The organism is Pseudomonas sp. 2848, assembly GCF_003253945.1.
Taxonomy (GTDB): domain Bacteria; phylum Pseudomonadota; class Gammaproteobacteria; order Pseudomonadales; family Pseudomonadaceae; genus Aquipseudomonas.
In genome coordinates this window covers 31499-49961 of the sequence record NZ_QKZD01000004.1, presented here as the reverse complement: position 1 = coordinate 49961, position 18463 = coordinate 31499, and the positions used below count along the sequence as shown (strand labels likewise).

The 18463-nt window shown below is 66.0% G+C and carries 12 protein-coding genes and 1 riboswitch; of the genes, 4 read left to right on the top strand and 8 right to left on the bottom strand.

Features of this window, described 5'->3' with window-relative positions; genetic code table 11:
• Window positions 1–138 precede the first annotated feature (138 nt).
• A riboswitch (cobalamin riboswitch) is annotated at window positions 139–344 on the top strand.
• A 106-nt stretch (window positions 345–450) separates the two neighbouring features.
• The 3 genes from DFS21_RS09455 (at window position 451) to DFS21_RS09445 (ending at window position 5099) form a co-directional block, all read left to right on the top strand.
• On the top strand, window positions 451–2568 hold the full coding sequence (locus DFS21_RS09455; protein WP_111532176.1) for a TonB-dependent siderophore receptor: 2118 nt from the start codon (window positions 451–453) through the stop codon (window positions 2566–2568).
• 138 nt (window positions 2569–2706) lie between these two features.
• Complete coding sequence (locus DFS21_RS09450; RefSeq protein ID WP_110700718.1) at window positions 2707–3762, top strand: GlxA family transcriptional regulator; 1056 nt, start codon at window positions 2707–2709, stop codon at window positions 3760–3762.
• 131 nt (window positions 3763–3893) lie between these two features.
• A complete protein-coding gene (locus DFS21_RS09445; protein ID WP_110700720.1) occupies window positions 3894–5099 on the top strand; it encodes an NAD(P)/FAD-dependent oxidoreductase in 1206 nt (401 codons plus the stop codon).
• An 18-nt stretch (window positions 5100–5117) separates the two neighbouring features.
• Here DFS21_RS09445 and DFS21_RS09440 read toward each other — a convergent pair whose 3' ends face one another.
• The 7 genes from DFS21_RS09440 to DFS21_RS09410 form a co-directional block, all read right to left on the bottom strand.
• Entirely contained in the window at window positions 5118–5828 is a 711-nt protein-coding gene (locus DFS21_RS09440) for a DUF2063 domain-containing protein (RefSeq protein WP_111532175.1), read from the bottom strand.
• A 4-nt stretch (window positions 5829–5832) separates the two neighbouring features.
• Complete coding sequence (locus DFS21_RS09435; protein WP_110700724.1) at window positions 5833–6654, bottom strand: DUF692 domain-containing protein; 822 nt, start codon at window positions 6652–6654, stop codon at window positions 5833–5835.
• A 97-nt stretch (window positions 6655–6751) separates the two neighbouring features.
• Window positions 6752–7240 carry an EF-hand domain-containing protein gene (locus DFS21_RS09430; RefSeq protein WP_110700726.1) on the bottom strand — a complete coding sequence of 163 codons (489 nt, stop codon included), beginning with the start codon at window positions 7238–7240 and terminating at the stop codon, window positions 6752–6754.
• 167 nt (window positions 7241–7407) lie between these two features.
• Window positions 7408–7968, bottom strand: coding sequence for a DUF4174 domain-containing protein (locus DFS21_RS09425; RefSeq protein WP_110700728.1), 561 nt, complete (start codon window positions 7966–7968; stop codon window positions 7408–7410).
• 209 nt (window positions 7969–8177) lie between these two features.
• Window positions 8178–12707: an NEL-type E3 ubiquitin ligase domain-containing protein gene (locus DFS21_RS09420; protein WP_111532174.1), complete on the bottom strand. Its 4530-nt coding sequence runs from the start codon at window positions 12705–12707 to the stop codon at window positions 8178–8180.
• Window positions 12708–12784: 77 nt separating this feature from the next.
• Entirely contained in the window at window positions 12785–15145 is a 2361-nt protein-coding gene (locus tag DFS21_RS09415) for a DNA polymerase II (protein ID WP_110700733.1), read from the bottom strand.
• Window positions 15146–15238: 93 nt separating this feature from the next.
• Window positions 15239–16444, bottom strand: a complete 1206-nt coding sequence (locus tag DFS21_RS09410; RefSeq protein WP_110700735.1) for an MFS transporter — start codon at window positions 16442–16444, stop codon at window positions 15239–15241.
• 114 nt (window positions 16445–16558) lie between these two features.
• On the opposite strand from DFS21_RS09410, the gene DFS21_RS09405 reads away from it, so the two are divergent.
• Window positions 16559–17470, top strand: a complete 912-nt coding sequence (locus DFS21_RS09405; protein ID WP_110700737.1) for a LysR family transcriptional regulator — start codon at window positions 16559–16561, stop codon at window positions 17468–17470.
• Here the strand turns inward: DFS21_RS09405 and DFS21_RS09400 are convergent.
• On the bottom strand, window positions 17451–18371 hold the full coding sequence (locus DFS21_RS09400) for a LysR substrate-binding domain-containing protein (protein ID WP_110700739.1): 921 nt from the start codon (window positions 18369–18371) through the stop codon (window positions 17451–17453). The two genes, DFS21_RS09405 and DFS21_RS09400, sit on opposite strands and share 20 nt — an antisense overlap.
• Window positions 18372–18463 lie beyond the last annotated feature (92 nt).

Sequence of the window (18463 nt, the reverse complement as noted above, 5' to 3'; positions counted from 1 at the left end):
AGCGCCCTGCGCGGCCTGCGCCAATGCACGAGGCCTGGCCGCAGACAATACCTGCCTGACGGCAACCGCTCTGAACCGCGATTCAGCAAGATTCAGCCCACCCATCCAGACGATTGACTCCCTGCCCGTTCGGTGGTCAGATGCGCGCCAGTTTCAGGTGCCCTGCGCCGCCGCGCGCAAGGTGAAACGGGAAGCCGGTGAGTCGATACCACGACAAGTCCGGCGCTGCCCCCGCAACGGTAAGCGAGCGAACCCTTCGACAGACCACTGTGCACACGCATGGGAAGGTGAAGGCTTCACGACCCTCGCAAGCCCGGAGACCGGCCTGAGGCTTCACTTGGCAACCCGCGGTGGGCGGGCGCAGGCCGGTATTCGCGTGCGCGCCTGCGCGCGCTTCGCCGTTGCGTGTTTTCCACCGGGATCCATTCTTTCCTGCAGCAGTGGAACGACATGTCCCGTATCAACAAGCTTCACACCCTGGCGGCCTGCCTGGCCGTGTCCCTGCCGGCGCTGGCCGACGAGCAGCCCAGCCCTGCGCTCACCCTGCCCTCCACGGCGATCACCGACAGCCGCGACCCGCAGACCGTCGACCTGGCCACCCCCACCCAGGCCGGTTCACGCCTGAACCTCAGTGCCCTGGAAACCCCGGCGAGCACCAGCAGCATCACCGCCGCGCAGATTCAGCAGCGCAACAACACCACGGTGCAGGATGCCGTGACCCGCTCGCCGGGCATCACCTTCATCGGTACCCCTGGCGATGGCGGCACCGGCTTGTCGGCGCGCGGTTTCACGGGCCAGAGTTCGGTGATGACCCTGTTCGACGGGGCGCGCCTGTACGCCGGCGCCGGCACCCTCACCTACCCGGTCGATCCCTGGATGGTCGAGCGTATCGATGTGATCCGTGGGCCTGCCTCGGTGCTGTATGGCGAGGGCGCCACCGGGGCAACGGTCAACGTGATTCCGAAAAAGCCCTTCAGCGGTGATATCCGCAACCACCTGCGCCTGGGCTATGGCTCCTGGGACCGCCAGCAACTGGGGCTGGACAGCGGCGGCAGCCTGAGCGAGCGCCTGAGCTACCGCGCCACCCTGAACCAGCAGGCGGGCAACGGCTGGGTCGACCGCACCGATTCGCGCAGCCTGGCGTTTTCCGGCGCGCTGCGCTTCGATGCCAGTGACGACCTGAGCTTCACCTTGTCCCACGAACGCGGCGACGCACAACCTGCCAACTACTACGGCACGCCGCTGATCGACGGCCATCTGCGCAGCCGCGTGCGCAACAAGAACTACAACGTCAGCAATGACCAGCAGCGCTACCACGATGAGTGGACACGGCTGACCAGCGACTGGAACATCAGCGACAGCATCAGCGCCAGCAACCAGCTGTACTACATCAAAAGCCGTCGCCACTGGCGCAATGCCGAGGAATACGCCTGGGATGCCGGTGTGATCCAGCGCCGCAGTTTCCTGGAGATCAAGCACAACCAGGAGCAGATCGGCGACCGCCAGAGCTTCACCTTCGATCACTCGCTGTTCGGCCTGGCCAGCAAGACCGTGGTGGGCGCCGAGTACAACAAGATCCGCTTCAACATCGACAGCAACTCACCCTATGAGGATGGCTACACCGACCCGCTCGACCCTTGGCGGCCGGCGCCCGGCGGGTTCCACAGTGCGGATCCAACGCGCCCGCAGACGCTGTCGAAAACCAGCACCTTCTCGCTGTTCGCCGAAAACCGCACGCAACTGACCGAGCGCCTGTCGCTGGTCACCGGCATACGCCGCGACCAGAACCACATCGACCGCAACGACCTGGTGAAGGACACTCGCGAAGACCAGAGCCTGCGTGGCGGCAACTGGCGCGCCGGCCTGGTGTACGCGCTGACTGACGATCTGTCGGTGTACGGCCAGTACTCCACCAGCGAGGATGGTGTCGGTGACCTGCTGACCCTGCGCCCGGAGCAACGCCTTGAACTGACCGAAGCCAAGCAGACCGAATTCGGCCTCAAGCAACGGTTCTGGGACGGACGCGGCGAATGGACATTGGCGGCCTACCACATCGTCAAGAAGAAGCTGCCGGTGTACGACGTGGTCTCCAAGCGCAGCCAGCAGGCAGGCCAACAGACCTCCGATGGCCTGGAGGCAAGCCTGGAGCTGGCACTGGGCAATCAATGGCAACTGTCGGGCAACGCAGCCTTGGTGCGCGCCAAGTACGATGACTTCACTCAGCTCAGCCGAGGCGTTTCCTACGACCGGTCTGGCAACCACCCTCAGGACGTCCCACGTCGAACCGCCAACCTGTGGCTGAGCAAAGGCTTCGGGCAAAGCGTCGACACCGGTATTGGCCTGCGCTACGTAGACGCCCGCTATACCAGCGCCGCCAATGACCAACGCGTGCCGGGCTACACCGTGGTCGATGCCAACATCGGCTGGCAGGTGCTACCCGACGTGCGCCTGGGCCTGCAGGTGAACAACCTGTTCGATCGCGAGTACGCCCAGTCGAGCTACAGCGGCGAACAGTGGCTGCTGGGCGCACCGCGCTCGTATTTCGCCACGGTGGACTACAGCTTCTAGGTCGGCCAGGTAACAGCGTGGGAGCGGGCTTGGCCCGCTCCCACAAGAGCCCAGGTCTGACGGCCATCGCGTCGTGCTTGAACATCATCGCGCCACCTGCTCGACTAGGGCCTACGCCCCGTCCACAAGCAGCGCGCCATGACCGACATCCCGCAAATTCCCGCAGCGCCCGTGCACGCGCTTGACCAGCCGCGCACCTTGCTGTTCCTCGCCTACCCGCAGATGGGCCTGCTCGACCTCAGCGGCGCGCAGACGGTGTTCTGGGCCGCGACCAAGGCCCGCGCCGCGCGCGGCCTGCCCGGCTACCGGGTGGTCACTGCCAGCCTCGAAGGGGGCCTGGTGGCCACCGCCGAGGGCCTGGCCGTCGCCACCGAGCCACTGGCGCCCTGGCTGCACGAGCCCTTCGACACGCTGGTCGTGCCCGGCGCCCCGGAGATCGTCCGCACCCTCCCCGATCACGCCGAGCTGGTCGCCTGGCTGGCCCAGGCCGCCCAACGCGCCCGACGTACCGCTTCGGTATGCAGTGGTACCTTTCTGCTGGCCGCCGCTGGCCTGCTTGATGGCCGCCGGGCCGCCACCCACTGGGCGATGTGCGATGCCCTGCACCGACGCTTCCCGGCCATCGAGGTGGATGCCGAATCGATCTTCGTGCAGCAGGATCAGGTGTGGACTTCGGCCGGCGTCAGCGCCGGCATCGACCTGGCGCTGGCCCTGGTCGAGGCCGACTGCGGCCGCGAGGTGGCCATGCAGGTGGCCCGCGAATTGGTGGTGTTCCTCAAGCGCCCCGGCGGCCAGGCGCAGTTCAGCGAACTGCTCAAGGCCCAGGGCGAGGACAGCGACGCCTTCGAGGCCCTGCACCTATGGCTCAGCGAGCACCTGGGCGACCCGCGGCTGACGGTCGAGCGGCTGGCCGAGCAGGCGCGCATGAGCCTGCGCAACTTCACCCGGGTGTACAAGCACAAGACCGGCCGCACCCCGGCCAAGGCCATCGAGGTGTTCCGCCTGGAGGCGGCGCGCCGCTTGCTGGAAAACTCCGACCAGCATATCGAGCAGGTCGCCCGCCAGTGCGGGTTCGGCAGCGAGGAGCGTATGCGCCTGGCGTTCCAGCGCCACCTGGCGGTAACCCCGCGAGACTATAGGGCGCGCTTCGCCCGCAGCGTGCCGCTGGCTGAAATCCAGGGTTCTTTGGCCTAGGGGCAAACCGAGGGGGCGCTTAGCATCTGCACCACGCTTGTCGGGCCGCAATCCAGGCTCACCCCCAAGGCGTACCCTTTTTCCACTGCCGCAGCGACAACATCCATAATCGCGGCATCCAGGAGCCCCTCATGAAACAGATCCTGATCATTGGCGCAGGCTTCGCCGGGCTGTGGAGCGCCCTCGGCGCCGCCCGCCTGCTCGACCTGCACAAACGCGACGACGTGCTGATCACCGTGCTCGCCCCCCAGGCGGAGCTGCACATCCGCCCACGCTTCTACGAACCCGACGTACACACCATGGCCGCTCCCTTGCAGGCGGTGTTCGACGCGGTCAACGTGCGCTTCGTCAAAGGCACGGCCTACCACATCGACCAGGCCAACCAGCAGGTGGCCTATCGGCAGACGGGTGGCATCGAAGCCAAGATGGGTTACGACCGCCTGATCATGGCCTGCGGCAGCCTGCTCAACCGCCCGGCGCTGGCAGGCTTCGACCAGCACGCCTTCGATGTCGACAAGATCGACTCGGCCACCCGCCTGGAAGAACACCTCAAGTCCCTGGCCGCCCGCCCCGACAGCCCCGCACGCAATACCGTGGTGGTGGCCGGTGGCGGCTTCACCGGCATCGAGACCGCCACCGAGCTGCCCAGCCGGTTGCGAGCGATCCTGGGCGACAAGGTCAAGCCGCGCATCGTCGTGGTCGACCGCGGCGCGAAGATCGGCGCCGCCCTGGGCGACGGCATTCGCCCGGCCATCGAACAGGCATCGGCGGCGCTGGGGATCGAGTGGATCTGCGGCGCCACGGTGGCCTCGGTGGATGGCGGCGGCGTGCTGCTGGACAACGGTGAACGCATCGCCGCCAACACCGTTGTTTGGACCGTGGGCTTCAAGGCCAACCCACTGACCGAGCAGATCAGCGGCGAACGCGACCGCCAGGGCCGCCTGCATGTGGATGGCAACCTCAAGGTCATCGGCAACCCGACGGTGTACGCCGCGGGCGATGTGGCCTACGCTGCCTGCGACGAGGTTGGCAACTTCGCAGTGATGTCCTGCCAGCATGCCATTCCGCTGGGCCGCTACGCTGGCAACAATGCCGCCGCCGAGCTGATCGGCGTGGCACCGATGACCTACAGCCAGCCCAAGTACGTCACCTGCCTGGACTTGGGCGCCTGGGGCGCTGTGTACACCGAAGGCTGGGAGCGCACCGTTTCGCCGCCGACGGACAAGGCCGAGGCCAAGCAGCTCAAGCAGCAGATCAATTCGGTATGGATCTATCCGCCGGCGGCTGACCGCGCGGCAGCGCTGGCGGCAGCCGATCCGTTGATCCCGGTGGCCTGACGGTACATCTGCGCGCGCCTACAGGGCATCTCGAATACCGACGATGATGCCCTGCTCACGCAACTGTCGCAGCATCTGCAGCCCCTGCTGCAGGTGCTGATCCCCCAGCGCCCGCAAGCGCTCGCGCCCGGTACCGGGCAAGCCCACCAGCAGCTGCCAGGCCAAAGGCGCCAACCGGGCGAAGCGTACCTGCAGGTTGGCGTCGCGGTACACCAGCAACAAGGTGGGCTGCTCCGGCGCCTCGTCGGGTTGATACTCGGGACCGATGCGCTCCACCGGCCAGCGGTAGGCCAGCACCCGGGCCACGCACGACAGCAGCGGCTCGCCGGCCAGCAGGTCGCCGTCCGGGTCGTGCGGCGGATCCTCGGCGTCGCTCAGGTACAGCTGCGCTTCGATCCATTCGTAGTGCGCCAGCTCCAGCTGCCAGGGAGCGTCCGGCGCGACGCCCTGCAGGTAGTCGATGAAGGCTTCGGCTACTTCGATAAACAGCGGCGTCTGGCTACGGTAATGGGCGTAGAAGTCACGCACCCGCGCATGCCAGTGCTCATCGCCTAGGGTCCGGCGCATCACCGGAAAACTGCCGGCCAACAGCCCTTCGATGGCGCCATAGAACAATTCGCGGTAGACCTTCAGGCGCCGCGCCTCGATACCGGGCGGCGGCGGGTTGCCGACCGGGTCGCGCAGGTGGCGGGCCAGGGTGAACTGCTGGTGGCGCAGGGTTTCGATCATGGTCTTACGCTCCATGGGCACGTTGCACGTCGCGGATGCGCGCCGTCTCGGCCAGCAAGTCGGCCAGCGGCGGGTAGTTGAAGTCGCGCTCGAGCACTGTGGGTTGCGCGCCGAAGCGCTGGCAGGCGACGGCGAACAAGGCCCAGACATCCTCCTTGACCGGCGCGCCGTGGGTGTCGACCTTCAGGTCCGGCGCCTCGTCATAGTGACCGGCCACGTGCATGCCCACCACCCGCTCGCGGGGAAGGCCGGCGAGGAAGGCCCGGGCGTCGTAACGGTGGTTGCAGGCGTTGACGAAGACGTTGTTGACGTCCAGCAGCAGGTCGCAGTCGGCCTCGTCGAGCACGGCGCGGACGAAATCCAGCTCGGCCATCGCCTGGTACGGCGCGGCGTAGTAGCTGATGTTCTCCACGGCGATGCGCCGGCCAAGGATGTCCTGGACCTGGCGGATACGGGCGGCCACATGGTGGACGGCCTCGTCGGTGAACGGAATCGGCATCAGGTCATAGAGGTGACCGTCGTCGCTGCAATAGCTCAGGTGCTCGCTGTACATCCGCACCTGGTGGCGGTCGAGGAACTGCCGGGTGCGCTGGAGGAAGCCTAGGTCCAGCGACGCGGTGCCACCCAATGACAACGACAGGCCGTGGCAGGCGATGGCAAAGCGCTCGGCCAGGCGCGCCAGGCCCTGGCCGAAGGCGCCGCCGACACCGATCCAGTTCTCCGGGGCGCACTCAAGGAAGTCCACTGCGCCCGCCTCCATGGTCAGCAGGTCGGGCAGCAGGCCGCGGCGCAGGCCGAGACCGGTGTGCAAGGTGTGTTGGGGCATGGTCGGAGGGTTCCGTATGGCAGGGATCGACATCGCGGGGCCAGCCCGCCCCCACAGGGCAAATGCCGGTGGGAGCGGGCTGGCCCCGCGACAGGCTTCAGGACCTGGTCAGGTGGCTGAACAACCCGTCAGGCATCGCCTTGCCATTGGCCTTGTAGATCGCCGCCAGGTGATCGTGGGCCTCCTGCTCGGAAATGAAGCCATCGTGGTTGCGGTCGATCTTGTCGAAGTCGGCCGCCCGGTCCTTGGCCACGGCCAGGAACTCCTCGCGCGAGACCTTGCCATCATGGTTGCTGTCGGTGCGGGCGAACGAGGCGTCGCCGCACTTGCCCTCACCGCACTTGCCCTCGGCACCGGCCTTGGCGCTGGCGCCACACTTGCCCTCGCCACATTTGCCTTCGCTTTGCGTGACCTTGCCGCTGGCACCGCATTTGCCCTCGCCGCACTTGCCTTCGCCAGGGGTCTTGGCAGCGGCCAGCTGGTAGCCCTGGGCCAACGGTTCTACCGCGAAGGCGCTGTTGCCCAGGACCATGCCGCCGAGCAGGGTGGCGCCGAGCAGGCCGAGGGTTTGACGGGTCGTTTTCATGGTGTCGCTCCACTGTGGTTGGAAAGTGGAGCCATTGAGCCGCAGCGGTGTGTCGTCGATGTATCGGAGCGGGCGTGGTTTTGTATGGCAGTGGGTCGGGGCGAGGCGCAGATACACAGGGATACAAGAACGGCCTTCTGCTCGTGCAGAGGGCCGTGACAGAGGCGTCAGTCTTCCAGCGGCTTGGGCGGCGCGGCAGGTTTGGCGGGCTTGCTCGGCTTGGCCTTGCTGTCCTTGGCCTTGGGCTCGGCTGGTGCAGCGGCTACCGGCTCCGGCGCTGTCACCGCCTGCTCGCTGGCCGGCAATTCATCGACTGCCTTGAAAATAACTTGCGGGTCGAGCTTCTCGCCGCTGTCGTCGTCCTTGAGCACATGGCGCTCGCCATCCTTGCCCACCAGGATCACCTTGGTGCCTTTGCTGGCCCCCAGCTTGAGCTCTCGGATCAACGCCATGGTGGTCTGCTGCTCGAGGTTCTTGTCCTCACGCTTGCCCATCATGTTGGCGACGCTGTACAGCACCAGGCCACGCTCCTTGAATCCGGCCTGGGTCGCAGGCTTTTTCAGCGCCTCTTCCAGGCCACGCAGGGTCGGGTCGGCTGAACTCGGGGCAATGACCACCAATGGCCTGGCCTTGCCCAGTTCCTTGGCCAGCGGGGCATCGCTGTCGGCGGCGTGCAAAGGGCCGGCTACGGCAAGCAAGGTGGCGAGGGTCAGTGACCGAACGAGCATGCGCATCTCCTTATTCTCTCGATAAACCAAAGACTGCAGATCAGGGAGAAAGATCCGGGCCGGGAGCCTAAACCAAGTGTTCATCTATCTGCTTGGGTCAAAGGTAACCAGCGGTTTCGGCAACCCTCGCAGATCTTGCTGACACCCTTTACGGAATCACCACTCCCAACCTTGAGCGTAGTCCAAAGCCATCATGCTCCGAAGGGAACTCAGCGAACGAAGATTTCCTGCTCGACAACCAGCTCCAATGCATGACGAGTCATTTCAAGCATCATCGTGCGCTCGGCTAGCGCCTGCGTCTCCTGTACCTGGCCGATCTGCTCCAGCCGAGCTGCTTCCGATAGACTCCGATCCGCCATCAGTGCCTCCACGCGGGCGTGATAGGGCGCATTGAAGGCATCGAAGCGTGCCTGATAGACATGGCGCAGGTGCCGGCACCAAAAATCCCTCTCGGCCAACGACCGTGCCACCGTCTCGCTACTCTCTGCCGCCAGCACACGCTCACGCGCCTGCGCGACCTGCTGCATGCCGACACCTGCAAAGTCGCGGAACAACATATCATTGATCCGCAGCGGCAAGTCCAGATCGCGGCGCAGCGCCAGCCGATACGCCAGTACCACCTCGATTTCGTCCGGGTTCCCGCCTGCCGCTCGCCGTGCCTGAACATCTTCCAGGGCGATACGATCGACGGCGTCCAGCCGCCACAGCTGACGCCCAAGATGCAGCAAGGCCCGTTCACGATTACCCACAACGCTGCCCTGCTGCGCCTGCCTCACCAGCAAACGCACTTCCAGGTCGCTGAAACGCAGGGTAATGCTGTCCTGGCAGGTGACATCCCGGGCGCAGGCGAACAGTTCATTGCATAGCTCTGCATCCGCATCCATCGCCTGGAGCATCTCCAGTACCCGAAAGGCGAGATCGCGGGCACCGACAGGGCTGCGAAAGTCGGCCGATTCCGTCAAGCCCGTGAGCAGGTCGAAAAACGCTTCGCCGTGTTCGTTGCCGTCCACCAGCGCCCAGGCCGAACCCAACTCATCGCGGTGCCTATCCTCGATCGCATCGAGCCAGCGCATACGCGCCGGGATGTCAGGCTCAATCAATTGCACAGGTGCAACCGGCAGAGCCAAGGCTGCCAGCAACCGCTGACGCTGCTCGGACGTCAAGGGGTTGCCCTGCAGCCACACCCGGCCCCTGGTCCAAAGCTGTGCTTGATAAAAACCTTCGGGCAACGCGGTGATGAGGTTGTCGCGCACATCGAGCGTAACCAGCCGCTGGCACTCCAGCGTACCGTGAGGCAGAGCGGCGATCCTGCTGCCGCTCAAACGCAATTCGTTGAGCTGCGTCATCGCATGCACCGAGAACGTGCGCCCGAGCGGGTTGTGGGAAAGATTCAGGTAGGTGAGCGCTTCGCAACCGGCGAGCACTGCGCTTTGACCAGGATCCAGCGCGATCTGGTTGTTGCACAGGTCCAGGCACTGCAACTGGCGCATATGCTGCAATTGCGCCGGCAGACGAGTTAGCCTGTTGCCGGGCAGCTCCAGTACTCTGAGATTGGCAAACGCCTGGAGAAAACTGTCGGGAACCGCTTCCAGTTCCATGCCGCGCAATGACAGGATCGCAACGCGACTTAGACGGATTTGATCCGGCAGTTCCGGGAGGACGCCTGGCCTGGCGCCCATCTGGCTCCACCAGAGCTCGATCGGAGGGAAGCGATGAACGGACTCTTCGAACGTACTGCGTTGCCAGCACCGCATGAGCGCGTCACCGAAGTAGCGGCGCTGCTCCCGGGCCTCGCCACCCGAAACGCTTCTGATCCAGCGGTCCATGTGCTGGCGCAACAGTTCGGATTGCGCACGCACCGTCGCCAGGACCTCCTCGACGGGCCGCCCCGAGGCCTGGACCGCGCTGATCCACCTATCGAGCTCTGCCTGCTCCAGGGCTGGAAACAGGCCGTGCACCCTGTCGATCAGGGCCTGCGGCCTGCCCCTGCGCCACCCTCTGCCGGGCTGGCGCCCGCTCAGCAGATAACCGAAGCGACCGTCCTGCAGCCGCGATGGCGCGCGCAAGGCACCTGGCCGCGCAGGTGACAGCAGGCGCTCCGCGGCCTGCCGGTCGGCAACGGCGCGCCGCCGCACCGCCAGGCGCAGGCTGGCGGCAAAAGGTGCGTCCAGGCCCAGCGCCGTGAGTTGGTCAGCGTCGTAGGCAGCGGCCATGACCTCGAACAGGTCACCAGCCTCTCCCACGGTGTTGCCCTGTGGATCCAGGCGCACAAACCGGCCATCGAGGTGCAACAGGCCGGTCGCCGTCGCGGGGTCGCCGCCCGCGACCAGCGCCGTCCCACCGACATGCTCGTCCAGCAGGCGCCAGCGTATGGACCTGGAAGCGCCCGTCACCCCTTCGAGCAGCCCGATCACCACCCGCGCAAGGTCCGCTGACTGCGGCATGTCGTAATGCAGGGCCTCCAGAACCCGCACCGTACGGATCCGCGCGACGCTCGCCCTGGCACTCTCGGCAAGGCGCATGGGTATCCTGCCGGTTTCGACCAGGCGCCGGTAGTCGTCGGCATCGGCACCTTCCAGCAAGGCCTGCGCCGCTCGTCTGTGCAAGCCTGTAAAGATCCGTCGCAGCGTGGCGATAGCGACCGTATCGGCTTCCTGCCCACTGTCGTACAGCGCCTGCAACAACCGCCGCCGGTGCACTCCAATCTGCCCGGCAAGCCGCGCGCCCTCCAGCCCAGGTATTTCCGACAAACGCCGGGCATGGCGCAGCAGCTCATGATCCTCGCTGCCCACTCCGGAACGTAGATCCATGATCGCCCGACCTATGCGCGCCTCCAGGAGCAGGCGTTCGACGCTGTCACAGAGCCAGGGATCGGGCACCTGGTTTTCCATATGCAAGACCCGCAGATTGCCTGTGCCAATCCCGTGAATACTCAATGCTGCGTCAACCCTGGCAGCATCCAGTTCGCTGAACGGTCTGCCCAATCGACGAAACATCAGGCGTGCGCCCTGCCAGCACGACGGCTGCGCACTGGCCAACCGCCAAGCTCCGGCACCGTTGCCACGCAACACAGGGCCGAAGCCTGCCCGGGGGCGCAATTGCCACGCGCCATCCACGCTGTGCTGCTGCACCGGATAGTGCTGCCCATCCATCTCGATGAACGCTTGCCCAGCAAGCCGCTGGACGCCATCGCTATCTTGCCGCGCAGCCAACGGTGGCGCCTCACTGCGATAGGCCGCCAAGTCCTGGTTCCACAGTTTCGTCTCGCCATTTTCCATTTGCGCCGGCACCAGGCTGTCGACCAGCAGCGAACGCCCCCACGCATGACGCACGGCCGACACCCCGGCCGCAGTCGCCGCCACCACGGCCAGATCGCGTACCACATGCGTAAGATGGTCGAGAGCGGCAGAGGTATCGCCGTCCTGCCAATCCTCGACGCCATGGAAAACCTCGGTGAGCAGATCCCAGGCAAAGACCGCGAGCAATGCAGCGCCGACAACAGGGATGAAAAAACCTGCCAGGCCCACAAGCAACCACCCCTGCGCGGCAAGGTACCGGTCATGGGCCTGCTGCACCGCTCGATCGAGTTGTGCCACGGGCGGCGCGATCACTGCGGCGTCATCCTTGATCTGCGCGATACGCGCCGCCGCCAGATGGTCGAACAGCGGTTGTGGCATGGGGCGCATGTGTACCTGGAGGTCGCGGGTAGCCCAGATCGCCACATCCCGGTACAACTCGATGACGGCCGAAAAGAAGCGATGGCTGTCGCGGCGCCTCAGAAAACGGCTGAAGAACTTCAGGTAGGCGCCATCGCGCAAGTGGCGACCCAGCCGCTTGTGGCTAAGGTGCTCCAGGTCGGGATGGGCACTCCAGGGGCCGTGTGGATCACCTGGGATGTAGCAGAGGATGCGCTTGCTGGTATTGCGCAACCAGCCCTGATCGACGACGTCGAACACGATGATCTGCTCCAGCGCGCACTCCAGCACGCGCAGTTGCTTGACAACCACCGGCGCCCCGTCCAGGGCCTGCGGCTCGCCATTGCGGCACACGCGCAGCAGCAGGTTGAGCTCGGCGGCGCTCAGGATGCCATCGGCATTGGCCTTGCACGCATCGACGACAAGCGTGGAATGCAGCAACCGCGCCAGCAACTCGCGCATGCTTTGCTCGCCGGGCGGGTCAAGGACTGCGTCCAGGTGGCGCTGGTAGCGTGCGCCAGCATCCAGTTCGCGGCATAACCGGGCAAACCCGATCGCGCTGGGCTGGTCAAGACGCCCCCCGGCCTCGTCGAACAGGCCGTTGCCACGCGGCTGGCCGTTGGGCATGGACTCGCTGGCGACGAAATTGCGCAGTATGGCTTCCACCAGCGGTACCTGCGCATAGTCAGTACCCGAAACCGGAACCCGAGTGGTGAAATACTGACCGCGCAACGGCACCGGATACCCTTGGCGAAACCACAGGGTGCCGACATCCAACCCTGGGGTGAATCGTTTGTCGAAGACATCCTGCAAGGCGGCACCGACAAACGCTTCGATCCCCTGCACACGTCCCCAACGCGTCTGCAGCCGTTGCCGGCAGTCAAGGCTGGTCTTGAGGGCGGCGCTCAATTCCGCCAGAGGGGCATCGCCAAGCCTGTGCAACCACTCAGGCAGCCGCTTGGCGATCAGGCCATCCTGGAATGCCTGTTCGAGCCTGAGCGTGTCGTCGCTTTGCGCAACCCCTGAATCGCTGTCGGTGGGCATGCGTGGTCTCCTTGTGCTGGAGGCCACAGCTTAGGGACAGCTGCCTTGCACCTCGCACTAGCCGGCTACCACCGCACTCAGAACAGCGCTAGTTGACGATCGATCAGCGCCGCGAAGTCATCGGCGACAAAGGGCAGGATGGCATCGGCCACCGGTTGCAACTGGCGCGTCAGGTAGTGGTCGTAGTCCAAGGGCGCCTGGCGGTTCTCCAAGGGCTCCGGGCCGGCCGTGGTGATGACATAGCTGATCCAGCCGCCGCGCTGATACTGCAATGGGCGCCCGAGGCGGGCGTTGTACTGGTCCGCGAGCCGCGCTGCGCGCACATGCGGCGGCACGTTGCGCTGGTAGTCGGCCAGCGGCCGACGCAGGCGCTTGCGATAGACCAGCAGTTCATCCTGCTCACCGGCCAGGGTGCGCTCGATATAGCCGCGCACATAGTCGCGATACGGCTGGCCCCGAAACACCCGGCCATAGAGCTCCTGCTGGAACTGTCGGGCCAGGGGCGACCAGTCGGTACGTACAGACTCCAGGCCCTTGTAGACCATCTCCTCGCTGCCGTCGCCACGTCGTACCAGGCCGGCATAGCGTTTCTTGCTGCCTTCGTCGGCGCCACGGATGGTTGGCATGAGGAAACGCCGGTAGTGGGTTTCGTATTGCAGCTCCAGGGCGCTGTCCAGGCCCAGGGTCTCGGCCAGGTGGCGGCGCCACCACTGGTTGACCTCGGCCACCAGCTCGCGGCCGATGCGCGCCGCGCCCTCTTCGTCGTGTGCGCCTTTGAGCCAGACGAAGGTGGAGTCGGTATCGCCGTAGATCACATCAAAGCCCCGCGCTTCGATCAGTGTCCGGGTCTGGCGCATGATCTGGTGCCCGCGCATGGTGATCGAGGAGGCCAGGCGCGGGTCGAAGAAGCGGCAGCCGCTGGAGCCAAGCACGCCGTAGAAGGCGTTCATGATGATCTTCAGCGCCTGCGACAGCGGCGCGTTTCCGTCACGCTTGGCCGCCTCGCGGCCCTGCCACACCCGTTCGACAATCGCTGGCAGGCAATGCTGGCTGCGCGAGAAACGCCCGCCGCGAAAACCCTCCACCGAATGTGTGTCGTCCGGCTGGCGCAAGCCCTCGACCAGACCCACTGGATCGATCAGGAAGGTGCGGATGATCGAGGGGTAAAGGCTCTTGTAGTCGAGCACCAACACCGAATCGTACAGGCCGGGCCGCGAGTCCATGACAAAGCCGCCCGGGCTGGCCTCGCCCTCGACACTGCCCAGGTTGGGTGCGACATAGCCCAGGCGGTGCATGTGTGGGATGTACAGGTGGCAGAACGCGGCCACCGAACCGCCGCTGCGGTCCACGGCAAGGCCGGTGACCGATGAGCGCTCGAGCAGGAACTCCAGCAGCCGGGTATGGGCGAAGATCCGCGTGACCAGTTCGCAATCCTTGAGGTTGTAGCGGGCCAGGGCCGGCTTGTCCTCGGCGAACCGGCGGTTGATCTCGTCCATGCGCTGGTAGGGCGTATCGATGGCCTTGCCCTCGCCGAGCAATTGTTGCGCGACACTTTCCAGGCTGAACGAGGGGAAGCTCCAGGTCGCCGAGCGCAAGGCCTCGATACCGTCGATCAACAACCGGCCCGGCGCCTCGGCGAAGAAATGGCTGTGGCTGCCATGCTCGCGCAGGTGCATCGGCGCGCCGTCACGGCCCAGGCACAGCGGCACACTCAGGCGCTGGGCATGCTCATGCAGCAGACGCAGGTCGAACTGCACCAGGTTCCAGCCGATGATCGCATCGGGGTCGTGGCGGGCCAGCCACTGGTTGAGGCAGGTGATCAGCTCGGCGCGGTCGCTGCAGTAATGCAGGTCGAAATCCACCTCGCCGGCCTCGCCATTGGCCGGCCCGAGCATATAGACCTGACGCTGGCCGCAGCCTTCCAGGGCGATGCTGTACAGCTCGCCACGCTCGCTGGTCTCGATATCCAGCGACACCAGGCGCAGGTCCGGGCGATAGTCAGGGTCGGGCTTGAGCTGGGCATCGAGCAAGGTACCCTGATCGTCGGCGCGGCCATCGAAACGCACTGGCGCGGTGATGAAGCGCTCCATCAGGTAGCGCTCCGGCGGACGGATATCGGCTTCGAACACCTCGATGCCGGCGCCGCGCAGGCGTCTTTCCAGGGCGATCAGTTGGCGGTGCTGGCGGCAGTACAGGCCCATGACCGGGCGCAGATCGAAGTCGCGCAGTTGCAGCGGCTTGAGTTCGACCCCCTGCTCATCGGCCAGCAGCAAGCGGGCGTGTTCGGCCTGGGCGACGGGCAGGAAAGCCACCGAGGGCTGCGGGGTCAGGCGCACGCGCCGGGGCCCCTGGTCGGTGGCCAGCCAGAACTCCACGCAGGTGCCTTCGGGCGTGTCATGCCAATGGCGGGTCAGGACGAAGCCTTGTTGCAATTGCACTGCGGGGGAACCTCGGATCGCTGCTTTGTTCGCACCTGCCGATTGTAACTGTCCTGCTGCCAGAAATGCTGCTTCGCGGATACGGACGTCGGGTTAGCGGGCGCCGGCGGCGAACCCGGCTCGGCGTCCGCCCAGCACCAGCAACCATGCCAACCCCACCAGTGCCAGCACTACCGCGCCAAACGCCCCGACCCCAGCCCCCACCAGCAACAGCCCGCCGACGATGCCACCCAGGGCGATGGCGCTGTTCCACACGGTCACCAGCATAGACTGCGCCACATCGCCGCCCTCGCCCGCCGCATCGGCACAGGCCGTTTGCAGCAGCGTCGGCGCGCCGCCGTAGGTCAGCCCCCACAGCGCCACGCTGACATGCACCAGCCAGGCCGCGCCTTGCACCTGCCCCAGGGCCAGGGTCGCCAGGGCGAAGCCGGCCAGGCACAACAGCACCAACCCGCGCAGATGCCGATCGACCCCCAGACCGACCAGGGCGATGCCGGCCAGCGAGGCCAGGCCGAAGGTCATCAGCACCTGGCCCACCGCGTCAGCCATGCCCGCCGCGGCGAGCAACGGCACGATGTAGGTGTAGAGAATGTTATGGCCAAGGATCCACACCAGGATCACCACCAGCACCCGCGCCACGCCCGGGGTGCGCAACACTGCCATTGCCGCGGGGCGCTTGCCCGCGGCCTGGCCGGGAAAGTCCGGCACCGCCCGCAACACCCAGGCGACCAGCAGCAATGCAGCCAGGGTCACCATCACGAAGGTTGCCCGCCAACCCATAAATGTCCCCAGCCAGGTACCGATGGGCAAACCCAGCGACAAGGCGATGGGCTGCCCCAGCATCGCCACTGCCATGGCCTTGCCCTGCTGGGCGGGTGCCACCATGCGCCGCGCATGGCCGGCGATCAGGCCCCAGGCCAGGCCGGCGGCGGCACCGGTGCAAAAACGCAGGAGCAAGGTGAGTGTGTTGTCCGACGACACCGCGGTCAGCCCGTTGAACAGGATGAATCCGCCAATGGCCAGCAGCAGTGCCCGACGGCGCCACCAGCCTTGGGTCAGGGTCACCAGCGGGATGGCCGTGAGCAATGAACCCAAGGCGTAGGCCGTGACCCATTGCCCGGCCATGGCCTGGCTGATCTGCATGCCGTCGGCGATCTGGTCGAGCAGGCCGGCCGGCAGGGTCTCGCTGAGGATGGCGATGAAGCCGGTCAAGGCCAGCGCCAGCAAGCCGCTCAGGGGCAGGCGCGTGGCACTGGCGGGGGATGCTCCGGCGCAGGCCGCCGGGGAAGGTGAATGCATGATGGTCTCCGGTTGGTCAAACAGGCAGGCATCTTGCGCCGCTGGGGTATTGCGGAAAAAGCCGGGTACAATTCCGCTCAGTCAGGACACCAACGTCCGCAATCGGAGCACAGCATGGACAGCCTCAGTGGCTTCATGGTCTTCATTCGGGTCGCCGAAGCCCGCAGCTTCGTCGCCGCCGGCCAATCGCTGGGGATCAGCGCGTCAGCCGTGGGCAAACGCGTGGCCCGCCTGGAGGAAAGACTGGGAGTGCGCCTGTTCCACCGCAGCACGCGCAGCATCACCCTGACCGCCGAGGGCACACTGTTCCTCGAGCGCAGCCGGCGCATCCTGGCCGAGATCGAGGCCACCGAGCAGGCACTGTCTCAGGCCAGCGGCGCGCCGCGCGGGCGCCTGCGGGTGAGCCTGCCGCAGGTGACCGGGCTGGTGATGCCGGCGCTGGCCGAGTTCATGGCACGCTACCCGGAGATCGAGCTGGACCTGGACTTCAGCGACCGCATGGTGGATATCATCGGCGAAGGCTTCGACGTGGTGATGCGCGGCGGCCAGCCCCTGGATTCACGGCTGAACGCCAAGTTCCTCGGGCACTTCCAGCATCGCCTGGTGGCGTCCCCCGAGTACCTGCGCGAACGCGGCACGCCGCAGCACCCCCGCGAGCTCGGCGGGCACAGCTGCCTGCACTACCGCTTCCCCAGCAGCGGCAAGCTGGAAACCTGGCCGCTGCGCCGGGAGCACCCCGAACAGGACTACGCCATTCCCATCTCGATGGTCTGCAACCATGTAGAGACGCGCATCTGCTTCGCCCTCAACCACCGTGGCATCACCTGCCTGCCGGACTTCAGCGTGCGCCGGGAGCTGGCGGCCGGCAGCCTGGTCAGTGTGCTCGACCCCTTCATGGAGCGGCGCGGCAGCTTCTACCTGCTGTGGCCATCCGGGCGGCAGATGCCGCCCAAGCTGCGGGTGTTCATCGACTTCATGCTCGAGCGAGTGCTGCCAGCCACCGACCTCAGCCGTACAGGTAGCTGATGTCCTTGTGCGACAGCGGCGGCACCTGCGCCACCAGGTAGTCGCGCAACTTGTGCATCTGGTGGGCCTTGGGGCTGGACTTGAGCCAGGTCATGTAATAACCGTCGCCGGTGGCCACGGCGTGGGGGAACGGCGTGGCCAGGTTGCCGGCGGCGAGGTCGGCGCTGGCCAGCACCAGGTCGACCACCGAGATGCCCAGCCCCTGCTGGGCGGCTGAAATACCCTGATCGAGAGTGTCGAACACCTGGCCCTGGTCGATGCTGATGTCCAGCGCGTCCATGCGCGCCAGCCAACGCCGCCAGTCGCGACGGTCCGGCGACGGGTGGAGGAATTCGCAACTGGAGAGCACCGAGAGTTCCGGCCGCGCCTGCTCGAGGTAGTTCGGGTGGCATACCGGGATCAGCCATTCATCGAACAGCTTGAGGCTCTCCACATCCGCCGCAAAGCGCCCGTTACCCAACAGGATGGCGCAGTCATAGGGCTCGGAATAGAAATCCACCGCATCGATGTCCATCCAAACGCTCGACAATTGCACCGAACAGCTGTTGTCGACCTTCTTGAAGCCGTCCAGGGCCCGGAGCAGCCAGCGCACGGTGAGCGTGGACGGCGCCTTGAGCCGCACGCCGTAGCGATCCTGGCGCAACAGCGCGCAGGCATTCTCGATGATCTTGAAGCCGACCTTGAGTTCCTGGGCCAGCAGGCGGCCAGGCTCGGTCAGGCGCAGCTTGGGGCCGCGGCGCTCGAACAGGTCGCAGCCGAACAGGGCTTCGAGGGTCTTGATGTGGTGGCTGACCGCGCCCTGGGTAAGGGCCAGTTCCTGGGCCGCGCGGGTGAAGGAGCCATAGCGCGAGGCCACTTCGAAGGCCCGCAAGGCGTGCAAGGCTTGAATCCGTTCCGACATGGCGCCTTCCAGAGCATGAGTGAAGCTAATAGTAGGTCATAGATCCAGGCGTTTTACAACGTAGGACCCATCTCCGAAAATGCCGGTAAATA